Below are 21255 nucleotides of genomic sequence, written 5' to 3'. Positions count from 1 at the left end.
ATGCATTAAAAAGCTACTTCTGCTTTTTCACAAAGAATTCAATGAACAGTATGTTATTTATCAGAAAGACGTTATCTTTGCCTCAACGAAACCAAAAGTTAACCGCTATGAAATTAAGAACTTACGCTGCATTGTGCTTCCTTTTTCTGTTATGCTCTCCATCGAGTGCGAGTTGGCAACATCCGGTGACGAACTATACCCGCCATACTTATAAAGCCGGTAATCAGAACTGGGGAGTGCAGCAACATGGCAACGGTTGGATGTATGTGGCAAACACCAATGGCCTGCTCGAATTTGACGGTGCCGGATGGAACCTCTATCCCACAATACGCAATGCGAAGGTCCGTGCTATGAAGATAGGAGATGACGGGCGGATATATATCGGTGGAATCGGTCAATTCGGCTATTTTACTCCCAATCGTCTGGGTGGGTTGGACTATACTTGCCTGGCGGATAGCTTGCCCCCTAATACTTCTATTGGTGTCGTCTGGAACATCCTGCAGGATAAGAACCGGATTTATTTCCAATCGGACCGGAGCTTGTTCTATTGGGAGAATAACCACTTGGAATCTCTGGAATGTTCCGGTGAGATGTATACCTCTTCTATCGTATACAATAAATTCTATATAGGTGCTGCCGAGGGGCTGCTGGTGCTCGATGGGGAAGGCTTCACATTGGTGTCCGGTTCGGAAATGCTGGGAAGAGTATCGGGGCTGTTGCCCTATAACGGCAAGGTGTTGATAGCTACCCGTTATAATGGGCTTTTCACTTACGATGGCGAGTCGATAAAAAAATATACTTGTGTGGCGGATGAGTTTATGAGGCAGAACCGTGTGTTTTGTGCCGCCCTTAATCACTCTTTATTAGCCATCGGCTCTGTGCAAGACGGTGTTTGCCTGTTAGATATGGAGAAGGATGAAATGAATGTCATCTCCATTAATAGCGGCTTGCAGAACAAAACAGTGCTTGGCATGGCTTTCGATGCGCAGGAGAACCTATGGCTGGGACTGGATAATGGAATTGACCAGATTCACCTGAACTCACGTGTATCTTCACTTTATGGTAATAAGCCGGTTATAGGTTCGGGATACGTTTCCTGCCTTTATCAGGACAAACTATATTTAGGTACGAATCAGGGGCTCTATTGCACAGCGCCTCCTGTTGATTTGAATCAGACCGTACCCATGGATTTCATTTCTGGTACGGGCGGACAGATATGGTCACTCTTGCCCCACGATGATAAACTGTTCTGTGCGTCCGACAATGGCATCTTTATAGTAGATGACGGTAAGGTGGAACATCTGGATGGTTTGCGGGGAACACGTATTCTTGTTTCTCTCAGCCATCGGACCGATGTGCTGATAGCAGGGACTTATGGAAAGTATAGCGGATTGCATCTGTTACAAAAAGATGCCGGGCGCTGGAAGGTGGCCGGGCGGCTCAGGAATTTCAGTTATGCGGCAAAGAGCCTTCTGGCTGAGAAAACGGGCAATGTGCTGTGGATAACCAATAAGGACAGAGGGGTGTGCCGCCTCCAGCTCTCCGACGACCTGCAGGAAGTTGTTAATCTGAAGAACTATAATAACAGTTTCTTCCCTTCCGGATATGATACCTATCTGACCCGGATAAACAATGAAACAGTAGTGGTGTCGCACTATGGATTATGGAGGTACAATCAGGTAACGGATAGTTTGGAAGAATACTCGGAACTTGAATCATTATTGGATGGAAAGGCTTCGTATACCTATCTTACTACGGACGTTGCTCACAACATGTGGTACGTGACAGGTGGAGCACTGAAACTGCTCCGTTACGATGCCATGAAGAATACCTATTATAAGAATCCCCATGAGTTTTTCCTGAAAGGTTCGCTGATTGAGAATAATGAAAGTGTGAATGTGTGTGGCGACCAGGCAGTGGTAGGGACAGAAGAGGGATTCTCCCTGGTGAGCCTGTCGCTGCCTGCCGCAAGTGTTGCGCCATTGTCTTTGCAGATTCGCCGGGTGTACCTGACGGGGCAGCGGGACTCGCTGGTCTATGGGCGCAGTTATCAGTATGACGAGTCTCCGGTGATTATTCCTTATAAGCATAACTCTCTTCGTATCCAGTATAATGTGAATACTTGCGACCCCTCCCAGGTACCCCTTTATTCGTACCGGCTTGGCTATGGCAGTGATAAAGGGGAGTGGAGTGAATATAGCGAGAATACCGTCAAAGAGTTTACCGGTTTGCATGAAGGAGAATACGTGTTCAGTGTGAAGTTGCTGACGGATAGTGACCAGGAGCCAGTGGTCACTGCTTTTGCTTTTGAAGTCTTACCTCCCTGGTATCGCACCTGGTGGAGCTATCTGGTCTATACCATTATATTGGGAGGCTTGTTGTTCTACATATACCATCGGATTGCCGATAGCCGCAAACGCCTACTCATGCAGAAAGAACTGGAACTTTCCCGCCAGAAGCAAGAGTTTAAGAAAGAAAGTGAACTGAAGGATAAGAAAATAGACATCCTGAAAGAAGAGAACCTGCAGGCAGAGTTGCGTCATAAATCGGAAGAATTGATTCGCACTACCCTGAACATTGTTCGTAAGAATGAAATCCTGCTGGACATCAAGAAAGAAGTATTGGGAATTTCCCATTCCATCAGTGAGGAGAACCTTGTCTCCCTTCGCCGGAAAACGCTCCGGCTATTGGGGCAGATTGATACGAATATAGAGCATGATGACGATTTGCAGGCATTCCAGTCTACTTTCGACTCGGTGCACCACGACTTCTTTAAGAAACTGGAAGAGACGTATCCCGAGCTGAGTAATAAGGATAAGCTGCTTTGCGCTTATATCAAACTGGATTTGCTCTCCAAAGAGATTGCCCCGTTGCTGAATATCTCTTTGCGTGGAGTGGAGATAAGCCGCTATCGTCTGCGCAAGAAACTGGGATTGGAAGAAGGGGAGAACCTTGCAGAGTTCTTGCAAAAGTGCATTTAAACTCTGCGTCTTCCTCCTCTTCTTTGCTGATGCTACTTTGCCAATGTTTTGCCACAGGCTTGGCAAACTTTTGCCATAGCGGTGGCAAGACTTTGCCAAGCCTATGGCAAAACTTTGCCAGTGTGGTGGCAAAATGCTGGCTATTTTATGTTGACTGTTACGTAATAGTTTTCACTGAAAGCCCGCACTTCATATTCATTGGTTTTGGCAATCGTAGTGGAACTGAGGTCCGTAGCGTCAATCGTCTTCTGAGGGTCGAAGGTCAATACACGGATTTTCCCCTTTTTACCATTCAAGGCTTTGATGTAGACATCCTGAGAACCTTTCAGGGCATTGGGCCAGGTCATGCTGTACCCGCCGTTTGCATCAGGAGTTAGTGTGGCACCGTTGGCATCCACCACTTGGTAATCTTCACCGCACTTCAATTCTTCGGCTTTGGGCACCGGCGATGTGTAATAGAGCACAACCGGGCTATAGCTCCGCTTGTATGCACTGAAAAAATAGGTCGGGACGGCTACTGTCTCTCCTTGTTTTACGTCATATTGCAGCTCATTTCCTCCGGGGTATTTCACATTACCCAGTCCGTAATAATAGATGTGTTCCATTTCCGGGTTGTTGTTACTCCAGTCGTCGTCACCACAACCGGTAAGCAGTCCGCATGCTGTAACGAACAGCAAAAGTATCATTAACTTCTTCATAATCATTTCTTGTTTTTTATTAGTTTTCATTACCCCAATATGGGTTTTGTTTGATGTTTCCTCCTGATGTACCGATTTCGTACGAAGGTATCGGATAGAGATAATCCCTTTTAGGGTCGAAGCTGCGTGAACCACTCTCTTCGATAACGAAGATATTGCCTTCATCATAGAGCTTTTCACCTTTATAATAGCCATTGGCATCAGTCAGGCGTCCACCCAGCTCGTTTTCTTTCACCGGTGTATCCTCCGGGTTGTAGAGGAGTCCCAGGACTGCTTTAGGCAAGACTTCTTCTGCTGTTTTCCAGCGAATGATGTCGTCGTAATGCAGACCTTCGTCGATAAACTCTACCATGCGTTCCCGGCGAATTTCTTGCAGCATATCCAGATTGTTGCTTTGCACGAAAGCGTTAGTCAGCTTCGCATCGAATCCCACACGTTGACGTACATAATTGATGGTTTCATCGAGCTTTTGGTCGCTGATGCTTCCGTTGTACTCGTACAGAGCTTCGGCATACGAAATCAGTACTTCGGCATAACGGATAATCATTTTATCTACGGTTTCTTTGCTGTTGGTTGCCCATTGGTCCAGCATAAAGCCTTTCTTAATGGGGTAACCGTAGCCGTGTGCCTGGTCGTCTGTCTTGAATGGTTTGTATGTGCCTTTATAGGCTTCTTCGCCTACGGCATAGACGGTCATGGACATGCGGGGGTCGCGGTTTTCCAAAACATCATTCAACCTGACTTCCGGACGTTTCACCAGCGGAGACTTCTCGCGGGGCAGGCCATCGCTGTATAAAAAGTTGTCCAGCATGCTGCGGGTGATTGCCGCTGTATTTTCGAGGCCACGGGAATTGTTATGCGTAATGGTTCCGGCTCCGTTCGGGCCATAGATTTTGACGAAGACACTTTCCTTGTTTTGTCCGCCTTCACCGTCAAAGTAGAATAGCTTTTGAAAGTCGGCATAGAGGTCGTGCTTCTTTTCTGTATAAATCATGGTTTCGGCGGCATCAATGGCTCTCTTCAAGTGGGCTTTGTAGTCACCTCCGGTGGTCTGGTGATATTTGCTGTGAGTTCCTTCGTACAAACCAATCCTTACCATCATGCCCAATGCGGCCGATTGTGAAACGCGGCCCCAGTCGCTTTCGCTCTTTAAAGCATCAATTTTGGGCAACCATTTCAAGGCAAACTCTAAGTCTGTGTAGCATTGCTGAATGACGGTTTCCCGTGGGTCACGTGCTCTTTTTATGTCTGGGTCGGTTGTATTTCCGAATACTTTCAGAATCAGGGGCACGTCGCCATACTTCTTTACCAGATCAAAGTAGTGGTAGGCACGGAAGAAATAAGCCTCTGCCATCCAGCGGTTTCTTGCTTCTTCGCTCACGGGAACAGTTTCCCCCTTGGTGATTATGTTATTGCATACTGCTATTTTCTTGTAAGGGTCGGTCCAGTCGCCGGAAGTGCCGGGAACACTGCGGTTACCACTGGAAACTCCATCCTGATTGGGACCTACAAGTTCGTCGGAACGCTTATCGTGCGAAAAGCCCGGCAGGTCAATATACAGTCTGTTGCATGCTCCACGCAAGTCTTTCTCCGATTTCCAGAAATTGGGGTCTGCCAATGAGGTTTCGGGCTCCCTGTCAAGTGTACAGCCAACCACCAGAAGGGTGGCCATTAATAATAAATATATCTTTTTCATATTAGTACCTTTTATTAGAATGTGACATTTAATCCGATTGTCCAACTACGGAAGAACGGATAGAGATCTCTTTTTGCATTGTTGCCGATTTCAGGGTCGAACACAGAAAGCATGTTAGTATGTTCCCAGATGTCTTCTCCGGTTACGTATACTCTCAGTTTTTCCAGATACTTTTTGGGAACAGGTATCGTATATCCTAAAGTAGCATTTTTCAGGCGAAGGTATGCACCGTTCTGTACCCATCTGTCGGCCGTTTTGAAGTTGAAGTCATTACCTTTGTATTGATAGATGCGGGGCCAGTATGCATTCTGATTGTCTTCTGTCCAGTAGTCGCGGTGGATGGTCCACGGCATCATATAGTCCTGATACAAGGGGGCAAAGGCTTCCGGGTTCACGATTACTTTACGCTTGGCTACACCCTGGAACATGATAGAGAAGTCGAAGCCTTTCCATTGTACTGCCAGGTTCATACCATAGAGATAGCGTCCGTTGGAGTTGCCCAGGCAAACCAGGTCACCCGGATCTTCCGGGGTTGCTTGACCTACACCAATTTCATGGTCGGGTTTACCCTGCGCCACATATTTAACATCGCCACCGCTGACTTTACCGTCATTAAATGATTTATAACCCGGATGGTCTTCCTTATATTTTAGATATTCTTCACGGCTCTTCCAGAAGCCATCTGTTTTATATCCCCAGATGGTATTTAAAGAATAACCTTCCAGCAGTTCTACGCCACCGGCCGAAATAACGCTGGCTCCATCATATTCCACTAATTTGTTATCACTGTCGGAGAGGTTGAAACTTACCTGATAGCTGACATCCTTAATCTTATCTTTCCAACCGATGTTGAAGTCCCATCCCCAGGTCTTTAAACGGCCGATATTTATTTTGGGCACGCCAATGCCTATCTGGTGGGGAAGTTGCAAGGAAGAGAGCATGTCATTATTGTACTTCCAATAGTATTCGAAGCTACCGGTCAGGCGATTGTTCAGGAAGCCGAAATCTACGCCGAAGTTTGTTGTTTCAATTACCTCCCAGGTCTTCTCGGTAGAAGGCATATTGGCCTGATAGAACCATTTTTCGCCCATATAAGTGGCTGATACATTGTTCTGGGAAGCACTGATTAATGGTATATAGTCATACAAGCCAAGTACGGCTCCATTACCCAATTGTCCCCAGGAAGCACGCACTTTCAGATTGCTTATCCAGTCAGCCTTAAACCATCTCTCCTGATTGACACGCCATGCAGCCGATACGGATGGGAATGCTTTCCAACGCTTATCGGGTGCCAGGCGTGAACTACCGTCGTAACGGATGTTGGCTTCCAGCAAATAGCGTTCCTGAAAGTTATAGTTGATTCTTCCGAAATAAGACATCATGGACCATGGTTCAATCTTATCTCCGATTACGGTGTTGGTAGCTACTGATGTATCGTAGTAATTGAACGAGAAGAAATCGTTGGAATTCATATTCTTCGCAGTAGCATCCATTTCGTCTTTGCGGTAGTTTTCGTAGGACGAACCTGCTAAAACATTAAAATTATGCTGGCCTTGCAGGTCGAATGTATAGTTGACTGTTGCTTCCATCAAGTCGTGGTAATCAGAATTCTTCTTCTTATATAAAGAGTTCGGATCATTGGTGCTGTTACGGGTATTTGTTCCGGTACGGTCTTTCCATAGCAGGGCGCGCCTGTTGTTCTGTTCGGCATAATATCCGGCTTTGCGCGATGCGCTCAGGTTAACCCGGAGTCCTTTTACCAAATCTTTAATGGTAAGGTTGGCTTTTCCGATGAAAGCTTCATATTTGGTTGTTTTCTGGCCGCCGTTCTTCATTATGTCGATTGCGTTGGCCTGTAAGTCGCCATTATATGGATTGCCGCTTTCATCTCCCTCCGGGTTGAGGATGGATTGGCGTCCGCGAGCAGAGTAAAGGAGGTTGAAAAGTCCGGTGGAACCATAAGAAGAAGATTCCACCTCCTTGGACTGATATTGAATATTAATACCTAAATCAATGTGTTTGTTGATGCTGGTATTCACTTTAGCGTGAATATTGTAACGGTCGTTGCTGTCCGGACCATATTTCAGCAGGCCGTCTTTGGTATAGAAGTTGGCGGACAACATATAATTCATTGCCTTGCTGCCTCCGCTGACGGATACGGAATGGCTTTGTTGAGCCGTATGCTTCTTTGTTCCTTCCGCCACCCAATTGACTGCGTCGAAGAAGTCCCAGCGTCCGTTGGAGAGGGGGCGGGTGTTGAAGTTGGGATTTCCTACCCAGGATGCTTTCTCCGCGGTCCATTCCGTTTTACCGGTGGTCGGTATACGGCTTTGGTCTATGAAACCTTGTTCTTCCCAGGCCGGAAGACGTTCGGGCATATTGCCCGGAATATTGAAAGAGTAATAAGCATTGTAGGAGATTCTGGGTTTCCCTTCGGTTCCCACCTTGGTTGTGATTAATACAACACCTGCTGCTGCCCGTGCACCATAAATGGCACAAGCAGCCGCATCTTTCAGTACAGAGATGGAGGCGATATCGTTCGGATTCAACAAAGTCATATCTCCTTCAATCCCGTCGATTAAAACTAATGTCGAGGTGGAATTGACGGATGAGAACCCGCGGATACGCATTCCTGATGTTTCGCTGCCTGGCTGCCCACTGCTACGCAACACAGCCACGCCCGGCATCTCGCCCTGTAAAGCAGAGAGTACGTCGCTGGAAGGTTTGGCTGCAATCTGTTCACCGTCGATGGCAGACACTGAACCCGAAAGGTTCACTTTCTTTTGTACTCCATAGCCCACCACTACTACTTCCTGTAGCGTTTCGCTGTCTTCTTTCAGTTGGATAATTCCTTTTACAGCAGATGCTTTCAACTCTACAGTCTTATATCCTATATAAGAAAAGGAGATTGTAGCATCGTTTGAAGATACTTTAAGAGAAAAGTTACCATTAAAATCGGTGATACCTCCGTTTGTGGTACCCTTTTCCTGGATGGTTACTCCGATGAGTGGGTCTTTTGTTGTGGCATCCACTACTTGTCCCGTGAGGGTAAGTGCGTTTTGGGCGTATAACCCGACATCTGAGAGGAAAAGGCAATAGCAGAATGATAAAAGCTGTACCAATTTCCATGAAGAGATTTTCATTCTCATAATACTTAGATTTTGATTAATACTATAATTGCATTATTAACTTGAATGCGCTGCAAATCTATTTGTTTATAAAATTGGAGACCCGTATTAGGATACATCAAAAACTCACTATTAAAACATTAATACTACATCAATACTATCTCATTGTTTTTGTAAGTGGTTGATATATAGTGATTATATGCATATTGCGGGCTTTCTTGTCTTAGAGTAATCATTTGCATACCGGTGTTTTTTTTGCCAAATAATATATATCTTTAAAGTCTCTTTTAATTGATGTATACTATGAACAGGCTTGTAACTTCATTTTTATTATCAGCCCTTTTTATTTTCTGTAATCAGAGATTATGTGCTGGTTGGCAACGTTCTATTACCAACTACTCTCGCTATTCTTATAAAGCTGCTTCACAAAACTGGAGGATAATGCAGTGTAGCAATGGATGGATGTATTTTGCCAATAATAAAGGGTTACTGGAGTTTGATGGGACAAATTGGGCTGTCTATCCCATCCATAATGCAAAGGTGCGCGCTGTGAAAGCCGGCAAAGACGGACGTATATATGTGGGAGGACTCCAGCAGTTCGGCTACTTTGTTCCGAATTCTTTAGGGCGTTTGGATTATATCTGTCTTTCGGATAGCATTGATAAAAGAATTATTGGAAATATCTGGAATATCCATATAACGGAAGACAAGGTTTACTTTCAGTCGGATAATGCTGTCTTTAGTTTCAAAAATGGCCGTATCCATCGAATTAATTGCCCAAGTATAGTTCATTCGGCCTTAGTGGGAGAACGCCTTTATGTGGCAGGTGCGGGGGTGTTTGTTTTAAGCGGAAATGAGTTTACGCTGCTTCCCAATACAAATTCTATGGTAGACAATGCAGGCAGGAGAGTGATAGGTATCTTCTCTTATCGGGATAAATTGCTCGTGGTCAGTAACCAGGGCGGATTGTTTTTCTATGAAAATGGTACCTTGATTCCTTTTCGTTCGGGCGCTGATGAGTTTCTGAAAAGAAACCGCCTTTTTTGCGCTACTATGAAAGGGTCTTTATTGGCTTTGGGAACCGTGCAGGATGGTTTGTTGCTATTAGACATGGATACCAGAGAAACGGAGCATATATCAACCCATAATGGATTACAGAATAAAACAATACTTTCTCTGTTTTTTGATAGGGAGGATAATCTTTGGTTGGGGTTGGATAATGGTATTGATTGTGTTCATCTTCATTCACCGATCTTTCAAAATAAAGCGACGATAGGAAGCGGCTATGCTTCGTGTTTGTATCGTAATAAGTTATATTTAGGTACTAATCAAGGAGTATTTGTCACAGGTTATCCTTTGATGTTAAATGAAGAGCAGGATTTGGAGCCTGTTTGGGGAACAGCAGGACAAATTTACTCTTTAGCAGTTTACGATGATAAACTGTTTTGTGCGGGGAGCAATGCATTGGGAGTATTGGATGGTAGTGAACTTTATTTCGTCTCCGGTATTCGTGGTGTATGGTGGGTGAAACCGTTACAGCAGAAAGATAAATTACTGGTTGCCACTTATATCGGCCTTTATCTTTTGAAAAAATCAGAAGGTCGGTGGATACTTGATAGAAAAGTGGAAGGCCGGAGATTCTCCTCCAAGAGCTTATACATAGAGCCTTCGGCAAATGCTTTGTGGACGGCAAATAAGGAAGGAGGACTTTATCGGCTTTCTCTTTCGGCAGGATGTGATTCTATTATTAAAGAGAAATGTTATAATTCCGGGGAGTTACCAATAGGAGATAATGTATGTATTGGCATGGTAGACGGAGAAACAGTAATAGCCTCACGGCAAGGTTTGTTCCGCTATAACCCATCGGAGGATTGCCTGGACAGGTATGAACGGTTGGAAAAGAAGATGGATGGCAGGGTTGCCTATACCTATATAATGCAAGACTCCCTGCAAAATATCTGGTATGTAGCAGACGGTGCATTAAAGTTATTGCATTATGACCCGTTGACAAGAAGTTATTACCGGAGTGAGAACGAGGCATATCTGAAAGATTGCCTGATAGAAGATTTTGAGTACGTTGGGGTTCTTGCTAATAATGAAGCTGTGATAGGTATGGAAGACGGATTCTCATTATTACACTTCATGCAGGAGCGAGTGAAAAAGTATCCATTGAATCTGCAAATCAGACATGTGTATCTGACTGGGGTTAATGATTCTCTTGTATATGGGTGTAGTTACGTTCCCAATGATATGTATTTGAAGATTCCTTATAAGAATAATTCTATTCGCATAGAATATAGTATCAACAATTATGATAGCTCATTGGCCCTGTTCTATTCCTGCCGACTGGAAGGACCTGTTTCCGAACCTTGGAGCCAGTTAGGGGAAAGTGCGATGAAGGAATATACGAGACTGCCGGAGGGGAAATATACATTTTATGTCCGCACGCGTATCGGTCTGGAAAAGCCGATAGTGGCATCCTTTTCTTTTGAAATATTGCCTCCCTGGTATCGTACATGGTGGAGCTACTTGTTGTATGCTGCATTGATTGTATTGCTGTTAGCCTATATTTACTATCGTATTGCGGCAGGCCGTAAGCGTTTGGTTATGTTGAAGGAGTTGGAGCTTTATCGCCAGAAGCAGGCTTTTCAGAAAGAGAGTGAATTGAAAAGTAAGAAGATTGATTTACTGAAAGAAGAAAACTTGCAGGCAGAGTTACATCACAAGTCGGAAGAATTGATTCATACCACGCTGAATCTTGTCCGTAAGAATGAAATGTTGCAGAATATCAAAAGTGAAGTGCTAAGTATACTGCATGCTGCTAAAGAGGAGAATTTAGTAATTATTCGCCGGAAAATCCTGTGTCTTATTACTCAGATTGATACAAACATGGAGCATGACGATGATTTGCTGGCTTTTCAAAGTACATTTGATTCTGTGCATCATAATTTATTCCAGAAGCTGGAAGCGCGCTTTCCTGAATTGACAAAAAGAGAAAAGCTGTTGTGCGCCTACATAAAGATGAATCTGATGTCGAAAGAAATTGCTCCGTTATTGAATATTTCACAACGTGGAGTGGAAGTCAGCCGTTACCGTTTGCGTAAGAAGCTGGGGCTGGGAGAAGGGGAGAACCTTGCGGAATTTTTACAGAAGCTTTCACAATAGTAACCCCGTCCTTTGTCTGTCTAACCCTTTTTCCGAGCAGCCTGCAATACCAGCAAACTCTCCGGACCCATATTGAACAGTAGGTCGGCGATGCTGAGATTAGGTAGAAAGCCGAGGCGTTCCTGGAAGACTTGATAATAGGGCCGGGCTATGAAGTCGGGGTCTTCTTCCCGGTAGTCTTTCTTCGGATGAATGCGTTCGCGGAAATCATCTTCATCGGGTGTGAAGATGGTCTTGTATTCTGAAGTACGTTCCATATCCGGTTGTATATCTATCAGCGAACAGATTAACCGACATAATTCTTCGTTGAAATCGACTAAGAACTCATATTTCTTCTCATAAAAAGGGCGGAAATCATCCTTGTAATATTCAAAGAAAGGTGTGTGATTATAGGAGGACATCAGAGCATTCCAGTGCAGGTGCCGCCAGTTGCCGTGGTCGGAAATGCGGATGTCACGCAACGGGCATTTCAAAGTATCGGGCTTGACCGTGGGGATGGAGAGTGCTAACTCACCATCAGGTCCTGCAATGGTGCAACGGTTGCGGTAGGTTTGTTTTACGTAATGGTCATGCTGTTCGATGAAAACTTTATCATAGGTCAGTAGCTTGGCATAGTATTCCACGGGTGCCAGATAGGCAGAAGAAAGATATATGGTTCTCATTACATTTATTGTTTTAGTGATTGACTCCTTCTTTACTCTACAGGACTGAAAAAGCGCTTCCAACGGTAACCTTTGAACAGTCCGGTTTCCTTTTCTTTGGAAAACCAGATGAGCGAGGCCTTGCCGATGATGTGGTCTTTCGGTACGAAACCGAACAGCCGGGAGTCGGAAAGGTTGATAGAGTTATTGGCGCCTACCCAATAATAATCTTTGCAGAAATAGCAATGCTGCACGGGTTGGCCTTCCACATATAAAGTGTCGTTCTTGATTTCAGCCTGTTTGTTCTCATGCAGCACAAGCGTGTTGCGCAGCAATGTCCGGTTCCACGGATACACACGCACTGCTTTGCCTTTGCCGGGGACGATTAGTGGGCGGAGAGCTTCTATGGAGTCTTCTTTATCCAGTAATTCTATCCAGCAACTCCCATTCATGGCTTGTTCCAGCAGATAAAACTCATAACGGCTGAAACTGCGTACATTCCTTGTACTGTCTTGTCCCATCAGCCGGTTATCCTGTATGGATAAGAGGTTGAGCAATGAGTCGAGCTGTTTTTCTTTTGCCCGGGGATAGGCGTACAGGAACTTCTGGTCGGGTGCATTCTTTTCGGATGGAATGACGGAAAACAAGGAGTCTATTAATAATGTATCTCCCGGCACGCCAATGCAACGGCTGATAAAGACTTCGCGCCGGTCTATGACGGGTTCCGAAAGATTGGCGGGATTGTTGAAGACGATGATGTCTTCCTTTTCTACAGGGCTGTCTCCCCAGCGATGGTAATTCCATAAAGACATGAAAGGAAGGCGCAGTCCGTAACTCCATTTATTCACCAGGATGCGTTCTCCTTGAAACAAGGAATTCTCCATGCCCGAAGAGGGAATCAGGTAGGAAGTCACGACACAGCCACGGAGTAATACTATAACGAGTATTATTCCAATGACTGTTCCCGCTATCTTCCATCTTTTTTTCATCTAATTCTCAAACTCTTTTAGTCTACCCATTTAAATATGCGGTTCCAACGGATTTTTCCATCAAACCAACCGCGATCCTTGTCGAGTGAGAGCCAAACGACAATCGGTTTACCTACGACGTGGTCTTCCGGTACGAATCCCCACGAACGGGCATCAGCGGAGTTGTGGCGGTTATCGCCCATCATCCAGTAATAATCCATTTTGAAGGTATATTCGTCGGTCTTCTTGCCGTTGATGTAGATGCCGTCTTCTTTTATTTCCAGTTTATTGCCTTCGTAAGCTTCGATGGGGCGCTGGTAGATGGGCAGATTGTCTTCAGTCAACTTGATGGTGGCACCTTTCTTCGGTATCCAGATAGGGCCATAATTGTTGCGGTCCCATTTGGTGTAAAGGTTCAACGGATACATCTGTCCGGAGTATATTTCCGGTTCCATAACGATATGGCTGACGAGTTTCTTATTGCCCGACAGGGTTTCATACATTTTCTTCGTCAGAGGCAAATCATAGGTGGGAGCGAGGCGTCCTTGTGCATCGCGTTGGGTCAGTCCCATTTCCATTAACAGGCCTTCGTTGTTTATCAAAGCCTGGTCGTCCTTGCTGATACCGAGTTCGCGGAACATGTCTTCGGTGATGTACGAGCCGGTGGTCTGTACAAGATAGTTGAGTTGCATTTCCTCAGGGTTCTCGATAGGCTTGCCGTCAATATATACTTGTGCATCCCTGATTTCCAGCGTGTCACCCGGCAGTCCAACGCAACGCTTCACGTAGTTTTCACGACGGTCTACGGGACGGACAACGATGTCACCGTACATTTTGGGGTTGGAGCGTATCAGGCTTCTGCCGGCATTGTAGTACAGGTCGTAAACGGCACGTTGTTGCTTGCGTGTCAGGCTGTCCATATTCACAGGGTTCGGATACAGGCGTTGTCCTTCGTTGTAGGCAAGGGTGTAGAAGTCCGTTTGCTGGAAGTTGGTAGCCACGGTATCTCCGGCAGGGAAGTTGAATACTACAATATCATTCCGTTTCACTTTTCCCAAGCCCGGAACACGTTTGTAATCCCATTGGGGCCATTCGATGTATGATTTGGTGTTCACCAGTGGCAGAGTGTGCTGAGCCAGTGGCATGGATAGCGGTGTGTTCGGCACGCGCGGGCCGTAACTCAGCTTGCTGACGTAGAGATAGTCGCCTACCAACAAAGATTTTTCCAGAGAAGAAGAGGGTATCTGATAATTCTGAAATATGTAGATATTGACGAAGTAAACGGCTACCAGTGCAAATACGATAGCGTCTACCCAGCTCATTACATTGCGTACAGCCGGATTCTCTGATTTCTTCCAAAAGCCCCAGGGGATTTTCTTACTGATGTAGATGTCGAAGATGAAAGGTACGACAATTAGTCCCAACCAGCTTTTTACCCACACCAGGAAGGCAAGGTAAAGCACGGTGATGATTGCGAATTTAATCCATTGGGCACGAGTTGCTTTTCTCATAATGTTTGTTTTTTTAGTTGACGAGGGGGATAAGTTGACGAGTTGACAAGGGGGAGAGTATAATTCCCTTGTGTCTTGTCACCTTGTTCCCTTGTATCTCTTTAGTCTTTTAAGAACGGGAACAAATCGCTCATTCCCAGATAACCTTCTTTGTTGGCTGTATATTCGGCAGCAAGGACGGCGCCCAGAGAGAAACCTTTGCGGTTCTTGGCGTCATGCGTCAGGATGATGCTGTCAGCTTCCGATTCGTAGCGGATGACATGGATGCCCGGAACTTCGCCTTCGCGTATAGAGCTTACAGGCAGTTCGTTGGCAGCACATTCTGTAGTTCCGGAAACGGCTCCGTCCGGTGCTTGCAGGGTTCCTTTCACCCAATGGTCTTTGCGGTCCAGATTTTCCAGAATCTCTTCGGCAAGTGTGATGGCTGTACCGCTCGGTGCATCCAGCTTATGGATGTGGTGCGTTTCGCTCATCGTCACATCGTAGGCGGGGAACTGGTTCATAATCTTTGCCAGATACTTGTTTACGGCGGAGAAGATAGTGACGCCCAGGCTGAAATTGGATGCCCAGAATAAAGTCTTTCCTCCTGTGGTGCAGAGCTCTTTAATTTCGTCTCCGTGCTCCTCCATCCAGCCCGTACTGCCGGAAACTACTTTCACGCCGGCTTCGAAAGCCTTTATGTAGTTGTCATATGCCACCATGGGGTTGGTGAATTCTATTGCCACATCGGCACTCTTGAATGCATCCGAATTGAAATCTTCCTGGTTATTGACGTCGATGATGCTTACAATCTCATGTCCGCGGCTGAGGGCAACCTTCTCGATTTCTTTGCCCATCTTTCCGTAGCCGATTAATGCTATTTTCATTGTTTCTTTTATTTTTTATTCAGTTTATCAACAAACTATAGGTCGCAAAGGTAATGTTTTTCTTACATTTGCGGGCAACATTAACGTCTTGTTAACATGGAACAACTACTACACTACGTTTGGAAGCATAAAATATTTCCTTTAAAGATGCTCCAAACCACTGCCGGCGAACCGGTTGAAGTGATAGATGCCGGACTACCGAACACAAATGCAGGCCCCGACTTCTTCAATGCCAAACTGAAAATAGGCGGTACCCACTGGGTGGGGAACGTCGAGATACATACGCTGTCTTCCGACTGGTTAAAGCACGGACATGATAAGGATGCAGCCTACAACAACGTCATTCTGCACGTAGCGGAAACCATAGATTGCGAAGTATTCAGTGCCAATGGAGAAAAGGTGCCGCAGCTACAACTATCCTGTCCCGAAACCATCCTCCGGCACTATGAAGAACTGCGTCATGCAGAGATTTATCCCCCTTGTTATTCCATATTATCTTCCCTTCCGAAACTGACCGTTCATTCCTGGCTTTCCGCCTTGCAGGTGGAGCGCTTCGAACAGAAAGCCCATGCCATTGCCACCCGGTTGGAACGTTTCAATAATAATTGGGAAGATGTATTCTTCATCACTCTGTCCCGTAATTTCGGTTTCGGGCTGAATGGGGATGCTTTCGAGACATGGGCCGGCCATTTACCTTTCCGGGCGATAGATAAGCATCGGGATAACCTTTTCCAAGTAGAAGCATTTTTCTTTGGCCAGGCGGGATTGCTGGATGAGGAGTTGCCGGATGCAGATGAGTATTATCTGAAGTTGCAGAAAGAATTCCGCTATTTGCAGCATAAGTTTGAGTTGCCTGCTCCGATGACTATTACCCAATGGCGCTTCCTTCGTCTGCGTCCCGGCAATTTCCCCCATGTACGGCTGGCACAATTGGCTAATCTCTATCATAGGGGGCAGTCATTGTTGTCCCGTGTTATGGAGGCGGAGACGTTGGAAGCCGTTCAGAAGATATTGACCACTGCTACTTCTTCTTATTGGGACGAACACTTCAATTTCAGTAAAACCTCTCCCCGGCAACAGAAGCAGGTGGGGAAAGGTGCGCAAAATCTGATTATCATTAACACCGTTATTCCATTTCTCTATGCTTACGGTTTGCATAAAGCGGACGAGGCGCTCTGTGATCGTGCTACGCGCTTCCTTGAAAGTCTGAAAGCGGAAGACAATCATATCATCCGGCAATGGAGTGGGGCAGGACTGCATGTTTCTACTGCTGCCGACTCTCAAGCTTTGCTGCAACTTCAAAAGGAGTATTGCGATAAGAAAGACTGTCTGCGTTGCCGTTTCGGGTTTGAGTATCTGAGGCAGAGGTAGATGGGAGCATAAGATAAACGGCACTTTAACATTACAAAATAAGCTTGCTTATTTTATATTGCTTTCGGATTTTGCATTATCTTTGCGCCTGATTAATAAACCCTTTGACATTGTAACCAGATGAAGGCAATTCACTTTGTATTTTGTCTTTTCGCGGCACTTATGCTAACGACTACAAATGGTCATGCTGCCGCAGCTAATGAGGACTTTCAGGCGTTCCTCAAGAAATTTACTTCCAGTGCCTCTTTCCAGTATTCCCGTATTCATTTTCCGTTGAAAACGCCTATTGCCCTGTTAGAGGAGGATGGTGAGACGGAGAAGACTTTTCCGTTTACACGCGAGAAGTGGGCTTTGCTGGGCGAAGACATATTTAAAGAAGAACGTGTCACAGACGAGGAGGGGGGCGTTTATGTTTCCCGCTTCACGGTGAATGATCCTAAGCACAAGGAATTTGAAGCCGGTTATGATGAATCGGAAGCTTCCCTTCGTGTGGTGTTCGAACTGATTGACCGGAAGTGGTACGTTACCGATTGCTATACGGATTGGTATAACTTCGACCTTCCTGTCAGTGAACTGCCGGAAACCATTAGTACGATAGCGGAAGAGAATAAGGCGTTTGAGGAGATGCATCCTTAGTTATGCTACTCTAAAGCTCATTCATATCATCTCCGTACTATCTCCGTACCAAGTCCGTATCAAGTCCGTACCAGCTCCGTGTCTATAGAGTACGGAGATGCTACGGAGATGACACGGAGCAGACACAGAGGGGATGCTTTCCCGTAGCCTGACTACTAAAACACACCTTTTTTGTACGATTTATGTGCCTTTTCCTCTAAAAAGTGCTGTTTCTTTGCAGTGTGGAAATATTGTGAACGAAACTAATACTGGAAATGACACATTCATCTTTCATACAAATTCTGTGGAAACTCTTTTTCCTTTTCTTTCCCTGCACCTTGCTGGCGCAGGAGCGTGTATCATTGGGACACTGGATAGCCGAAGGCCAGTCGAGACTGATGGACTTCATCACCCGTTTCCGCCTCCCCATTGAACCCGATGCCGGCGACGGGCATTTCACCCTCCGCTTTCTGCAAAACCATGTCCGTTTTACGGGCCTCCGCATCAAAGACTTAAATTCAACCCATTAATATTTATACCGTGATGACGAAACCTATACTTACTGCCGTATGTGCCTTGCTGCTCTCTTTCAGCCTCTCGGCACAAGTTGTGAAGAACGAACGGCTACTTTCTTTTGAAGGACCGGAACTGCCTGTCGGGCTGAATGCGACGAAAGCTACCCTCGGCATCAGCGACCAACATTATAAAGACGGCACACACAGTCTGCGCTGGACTTTCGAGCCCGGTTCTGTGCTCACCCTTCAGCGCGACCTGCTATTTGAACAGAAAGACCCTACCGGAAAAGATTTGTATCTTTCCGCTTTCATTGTATGGGTATATAATGCTCAGGCACAGGATACCACCATTGAATTTGAGTTTCTGAAAGACGGCAAGATATGTACTTCCTTCCCTTTCGGTATTAACTTTACCGGCTGGCGTGCCGCGTGGGTATGCTACGAGCGTGATATGCAAGGTACCCCCGAAATCGGAATGAACGAACTGCGCATCGTAGCCCCTGGTGTGAAAGGCGAATTGTTCATCGACCATCTGATAACAGCCAGCAAGGTGGATGCCCGCCAGCAAACTGCCGATGTGCAAGTACCTTTCGTCAACAAAGGAACCACCAACCACTGGCTGGTGATTTACGAGCACTCCCTGTGGAAACCGGAAATCGCCCTGACTCCGGTTACTGAAAAGGACAAGAAGGACATGCAACTGATGGAAAAGCGTTTCCGCGATATGCTCTATACCCCTTCTAAACTTTCGGAAAAGGAACTGGAAACCATTCGTAAGAAGTATGACTTCTATGGAATAACTTACACGAATGGCGTCGTAAGTGGTCTGCCTATCTTCATGGTGCGCCAGGCAGAAGCCTACGAGCGTATGTATCCGAACTGGGATAAAGGCATGTTCACCAAGCTGGGTATGGAGATGAACGAATACTTCAACCTGATGCGCCGGATTGCTTATGCCTGCAACAATGCTTCGGACGCAGCGGTGAAGGACGAACTGAAACAGAAGTTCCTGGCGATGTACGACCATATCACCGATCAGGGCGTAGCCTATGGCAGTTGCTGGGGAAACATCCACCATTACGGATATAGTATGCGCGGCCTGTATGTGGCATATTTTTTGATGAAAGACGTGCTGCGGGAAGCAGGTAAACTGAATGAGGCGGAACGCACCTTGCGTTGGTACGCCATCACGAATGAAGTATATCCCAAACCTACGGTCAATGGCATTGATATAGACACTTTCAACACACAGACGCAAGGTCGCATGGCAAGCATCTTGATTATGGAAGATACTCCCGAAAAGCTGCAATACCTCCGTTCCTTCTCCCGCTGGATAGACTATGGTTGTCGTCCGGCACTCGGATTGGCAGGCTCTTTCAAGAAAGACGGTGCTTGTTTCCATCACCGTAATAACTATCCGGCTTATGCCGTAGGCGGTCTGGATGGTGCTACGAATATGATTTATCTGTTGAGCGGAACGGAATTTAAAGTTTCCCAACTGGCACACGAGACGGTGAAGAGGGTGCTGCTTACTATGCGTTTCTACTGTAACTTTAAGCAATGGGCCCTTTCCATGTCGGGACGCCATCCTAACGGGAAAGGACAATTGATTCCCGTGCAATATGCCACTTTGGCATTGGCCGGCACCCCTGATGGAACCCAGAAGTATGACCCGGAGCTGGCTTCAGCCTATCTGCGCCTTGTTTCACGTACGGAAGCTCCTGATAAGAATGCTCCGGATTATCTGCCGAAGTCATCCACTGCCCACGAACAGGAATTGAAGAAACTGTTCGAAGCGCAAGGCTTCCGCCCCGAACCCGACCCGCAAGGTAATCTGGCTTTAGGATACGGTTGTGTTTCAGTGCAGCGCCGGGATAACTGGGCGGCCGTGGTGCGCGGGCATTCCCGTTACCTTTGGGCAGCAGAACATTACTTGGATGCCAACTTCTACGGTCGTTATCTGGCCCACGGAAGTATGCAGATATTAACCGGGAAACCCGATGAAATGGTGACTTTGGCATCCAGTGGCTGGCAAGAAGCCGGCTTTGACTGGAATCGTTTTCCCGGCACGACAACCATTCGCCTGCCTTACGACCTGCTCCGTGCGAAAGTGCTGAACGTGGATACTTTCTCCGGTATGGAGGAGATGCTCTATTCTGATGAATCATTTGCCGGAGGCTTGTCTCAGGCACGGCTGAACGGTAACTTCGGGATGAAACTACACGAGCATGATAAGTACAACGGTTCTCACCGTGCCCGCAAATCCTATCACTTCTTCAACGGAACGATTGTCTGCCTCGGCACGGACATTGAGAATACGAACGGTGAGTTTCCCACAGAGACTACTGTTTTCCAGTTGGCTGCCGTAACTCCCGAAATGCATGAGTATTGGGACGCTTACAAGAGCGACGGACAAACGTATATCGATCCTAACGGTGTAGGCTATTATCTTTCGAAAAGTTCGATGAAAGCGGCAAAATATGAGAAAAACTTCCCGCAGGTTTCCGTAGGAGAACGTAATCCGAAGCCCACTTCCGGCAACTGGGTTTCGCTGGTGTTGGAACATGGAAAGGCTCCGAAAGGTGCTTCTTATGAATATGCAGTTCTGCCACATACGGATGAGGCAACTCTGAAAGCATTTGCCCGGAAACCTACTTATAAAGTTTTGCAGCAAGATAGCAATGCTCATATAGTCCGTTCCCTGACGGATAACCTTACGTCTTATGTGCTTTTTGAAACTCCGCAAGTGTTGCCGAAAGAAGGTTTATTGCAGAAAGCCGATACTTCTTGTCTCGTTATGATACGCGAGGATAAAGGCAAGCTCCTGCTGACCGTTTCCCAACCGGACCTGGCTCTTTATCGTGGTCCGAGTGACGAAGCTTTTGATAAAGACGGCAAGCGCAAGGAACGTAGCATCTATTCCCGACCCTGGATTGACAATGATAGTGGTGAGATACCTGTAACAGTTACATTGAAAGGTGAGTGGAAGGTTGCTGAAACCCCTTATTGCAAGGTTGTCTCTAAAGATAAATATCAAACGGTTCTGCGCTTTGCGTGCAAGGATGCTGCCAGTTTTGATGTGGAGTTAAAGAAATAATTT

13 protein-coding genes are annotated in these 21255 nt (G+C 46.1%); 6 read left to right on the top strand and 7 right to left on the bottom strand.

Features of this window, described 5'->3' with window-relative positions:
* Positions 1-107: 107 nt before the first annotated feature.
* Positions 108-2981, top strand: a complete 2874-nt coding sequence (locus QZ135_RS10760) for a transcriptional regulator (RefSeq protein WP_294608828.1) — start codon at positions 108-110, stop codon at positions 2979-2981.
* A gap of 140 nt (positions 2982-3121) precedes the next feature.
* On the opposite strand, the gene QZ135_RS10755 is transcribed toward QZ135_RS10760, so the two are convergent.
* The 3 genes from QZ135_RS10755 to QZ135_RS10745 are packed head-to-tail and all read right to left on the bottom strand — an operon-like array spanning position 3122 to position 8524.
* Positions 3122-3679, bottom strand: coding sequence for a hypothetical protein (locus tag QZ135_RS10755; RefSeq protein WP_294608826.1), 558 nt, complete (start codon positions 3677-3679; stop codon positions 3122-3124).
* Between the two features lie 19 nt (positions 3680-3698).
* Positions 3699-5375: a RagB/SusD family nutrient uptake outer membrane protein gene (locus tag QZ135_RS10750; protein WP_294608825.1), complete on the bottom strand. Its 1677-nt coding sequence runs from the start codon at positions 5373-5375 to the stop codon at positions 3699-3701.
* 14 nt (positions 5376-5389) lie between these two features.
* Positions 5390-8524: a TonB-dependent receptor gene (locus QZ135_RS10745; RefSeq protein WP_294608824.1), complete on the bottom strand. Its 3135-nt coding sequence runs from the start codon at positions 8522-8524 to the stop codon at positions 5390-5392.
* A 282-nt stretch (positions 8525-8806) separates the two neighbouring features.
* On the opposite strand from QZ135_RS10745, the gene QZ135_RS10740 reads away from it, so the two are divergent.
* Positions 8807-11668: a LuxR C-terminal-related transcriptional regulator gene (locus QZ135_RS10740; protein WP_308757837.1), complete on the top strand. Its 2862-nt coding sequence runs from the start codon at positions 8807-8809 to the stop codon at positions 11666-11668.
* Between the two features lie 20 nt (positions 11669-11688).
* Here the strand turns inward: QZ135_RS10740 and QZ135_RS10735 are convergent, their stop codons facing one another.
* The 4 genes from QZ135_RS10735 to dapB all read right to left on the bottom strand — a co-directional run bounded on the left by QZ135_RS10735 (position 11689) and on the right by dapB (position 15654).
* Positions 11689-12330, bottom strand: a complete 642-nt coding sequence (locus tag QZ135_RS10735) for a WbqC family protein (RefSeq protein WP_294608823.1) — start codon at positions 12328-12330, stop codon at positions 11689-11691.
* 32 nt (positions 12331-12362) lie between these two features.
* Complete coding sequence (lepB, locus tag QZ135_RS10730) at positions 12363-13298, bottom strand: signal peptidase I (protein ID WP_294608821.1); 936 nt, start codon at positions 13296-13298, stop codon at positions 12363-12365.
* A gap of 17 nt (positions 13299-13315) precedes the next feature.
* The gene (locus QZ135_RS10725) at positions 13316-14788 is read right to left on the bottom strand and encodes a S26 family signal peptidase (protein WP_294608818.1); all 1473 of its coding nucleotides are present in this window, start codon (positions 14786-14788) and stop codon (positions 13316-13318) included.
* A 101-nt stretch (positions 14789-14889) separates the two neighbouring features.
* Positions 14890-15654, bottom strand: a complete 765-nt coding sequence (dapB, locus tag QZ135_RS10720) for a 4-hydroxy-tetrahydrodipicolinate reductase (RefSeq protein ID WP_294608816.1) — start codon at positions 15652-15654, stop codon at positions 14890-14892.
* 96 nt (positions 15655-15750) lie between these two features.
* Here dapB and QZ135_RS10715 point away from each other — a divergent pair, with 96 nt between their 5' ends.
* From QZ135_RS10715 to QZ135_RS10700, 4 genes are all read left to right on the top strand, one after another.
* Positions 15751-17025 (top strand): DUF2851 family protein, encoded by a 1275-nt coding sequence (locus QZ135_RS10715; RefSeq protein WP_294608814.1) that lies wholly within the window; start codon positions 15751-15753, stop codon positions 17023-17025.
* 120 nt (positions 17026-17145) lie between these two features.
* On the top strand, positions 17146-17661 hold the full coding sequence (locus tag QZ135_RS10710; RefSeq protein ID WP_294608812.1) for a DUF4348 domain-containing protein: 516 nt from the start codon (positions 17146-17148) through the stop codon (positions 17659-17661).
* A gap of 254 nt (positions 17662-17915) precedes the next feature.
* Complete coding sequence (locus QZ135_RS10705; protein WP_294608810.1) at positions 17916-18170, top strand: hypothetical protein; 255 nt, start codon at positions 17916-17918, stop codon at positions 18168-18170.
* 13 nt (positions 18171-18183) lie between these two features.
* Positions 18184-21252 (top strand): chondroitinase family polysaccharide lyase, encoded by a 3069-nt coding sequence (locus QZ135_RS10700; RefSeq protein ID WP_294608808.1) that lies wholly within the window; start codon positions 18184-18186, stop codon positions 21250-21252.
* Positions 21253-21255: the final 3 nt, after the last annotated feature.

The sequence above is a fragment of the uncultured Bacteroides sp. genome (genome assembly GCF_905207245.1).
GTDB lineage: Bacteria > Bacteroidota > Bacteroidia > Bacteroidales > Bacteroidaceae > Bacteroides.
The sequence above is the reverse complement of the archived record's forward strand: the minus strand, read 5'-3'. Positions and strand labels throughout refer to the sequence as shown.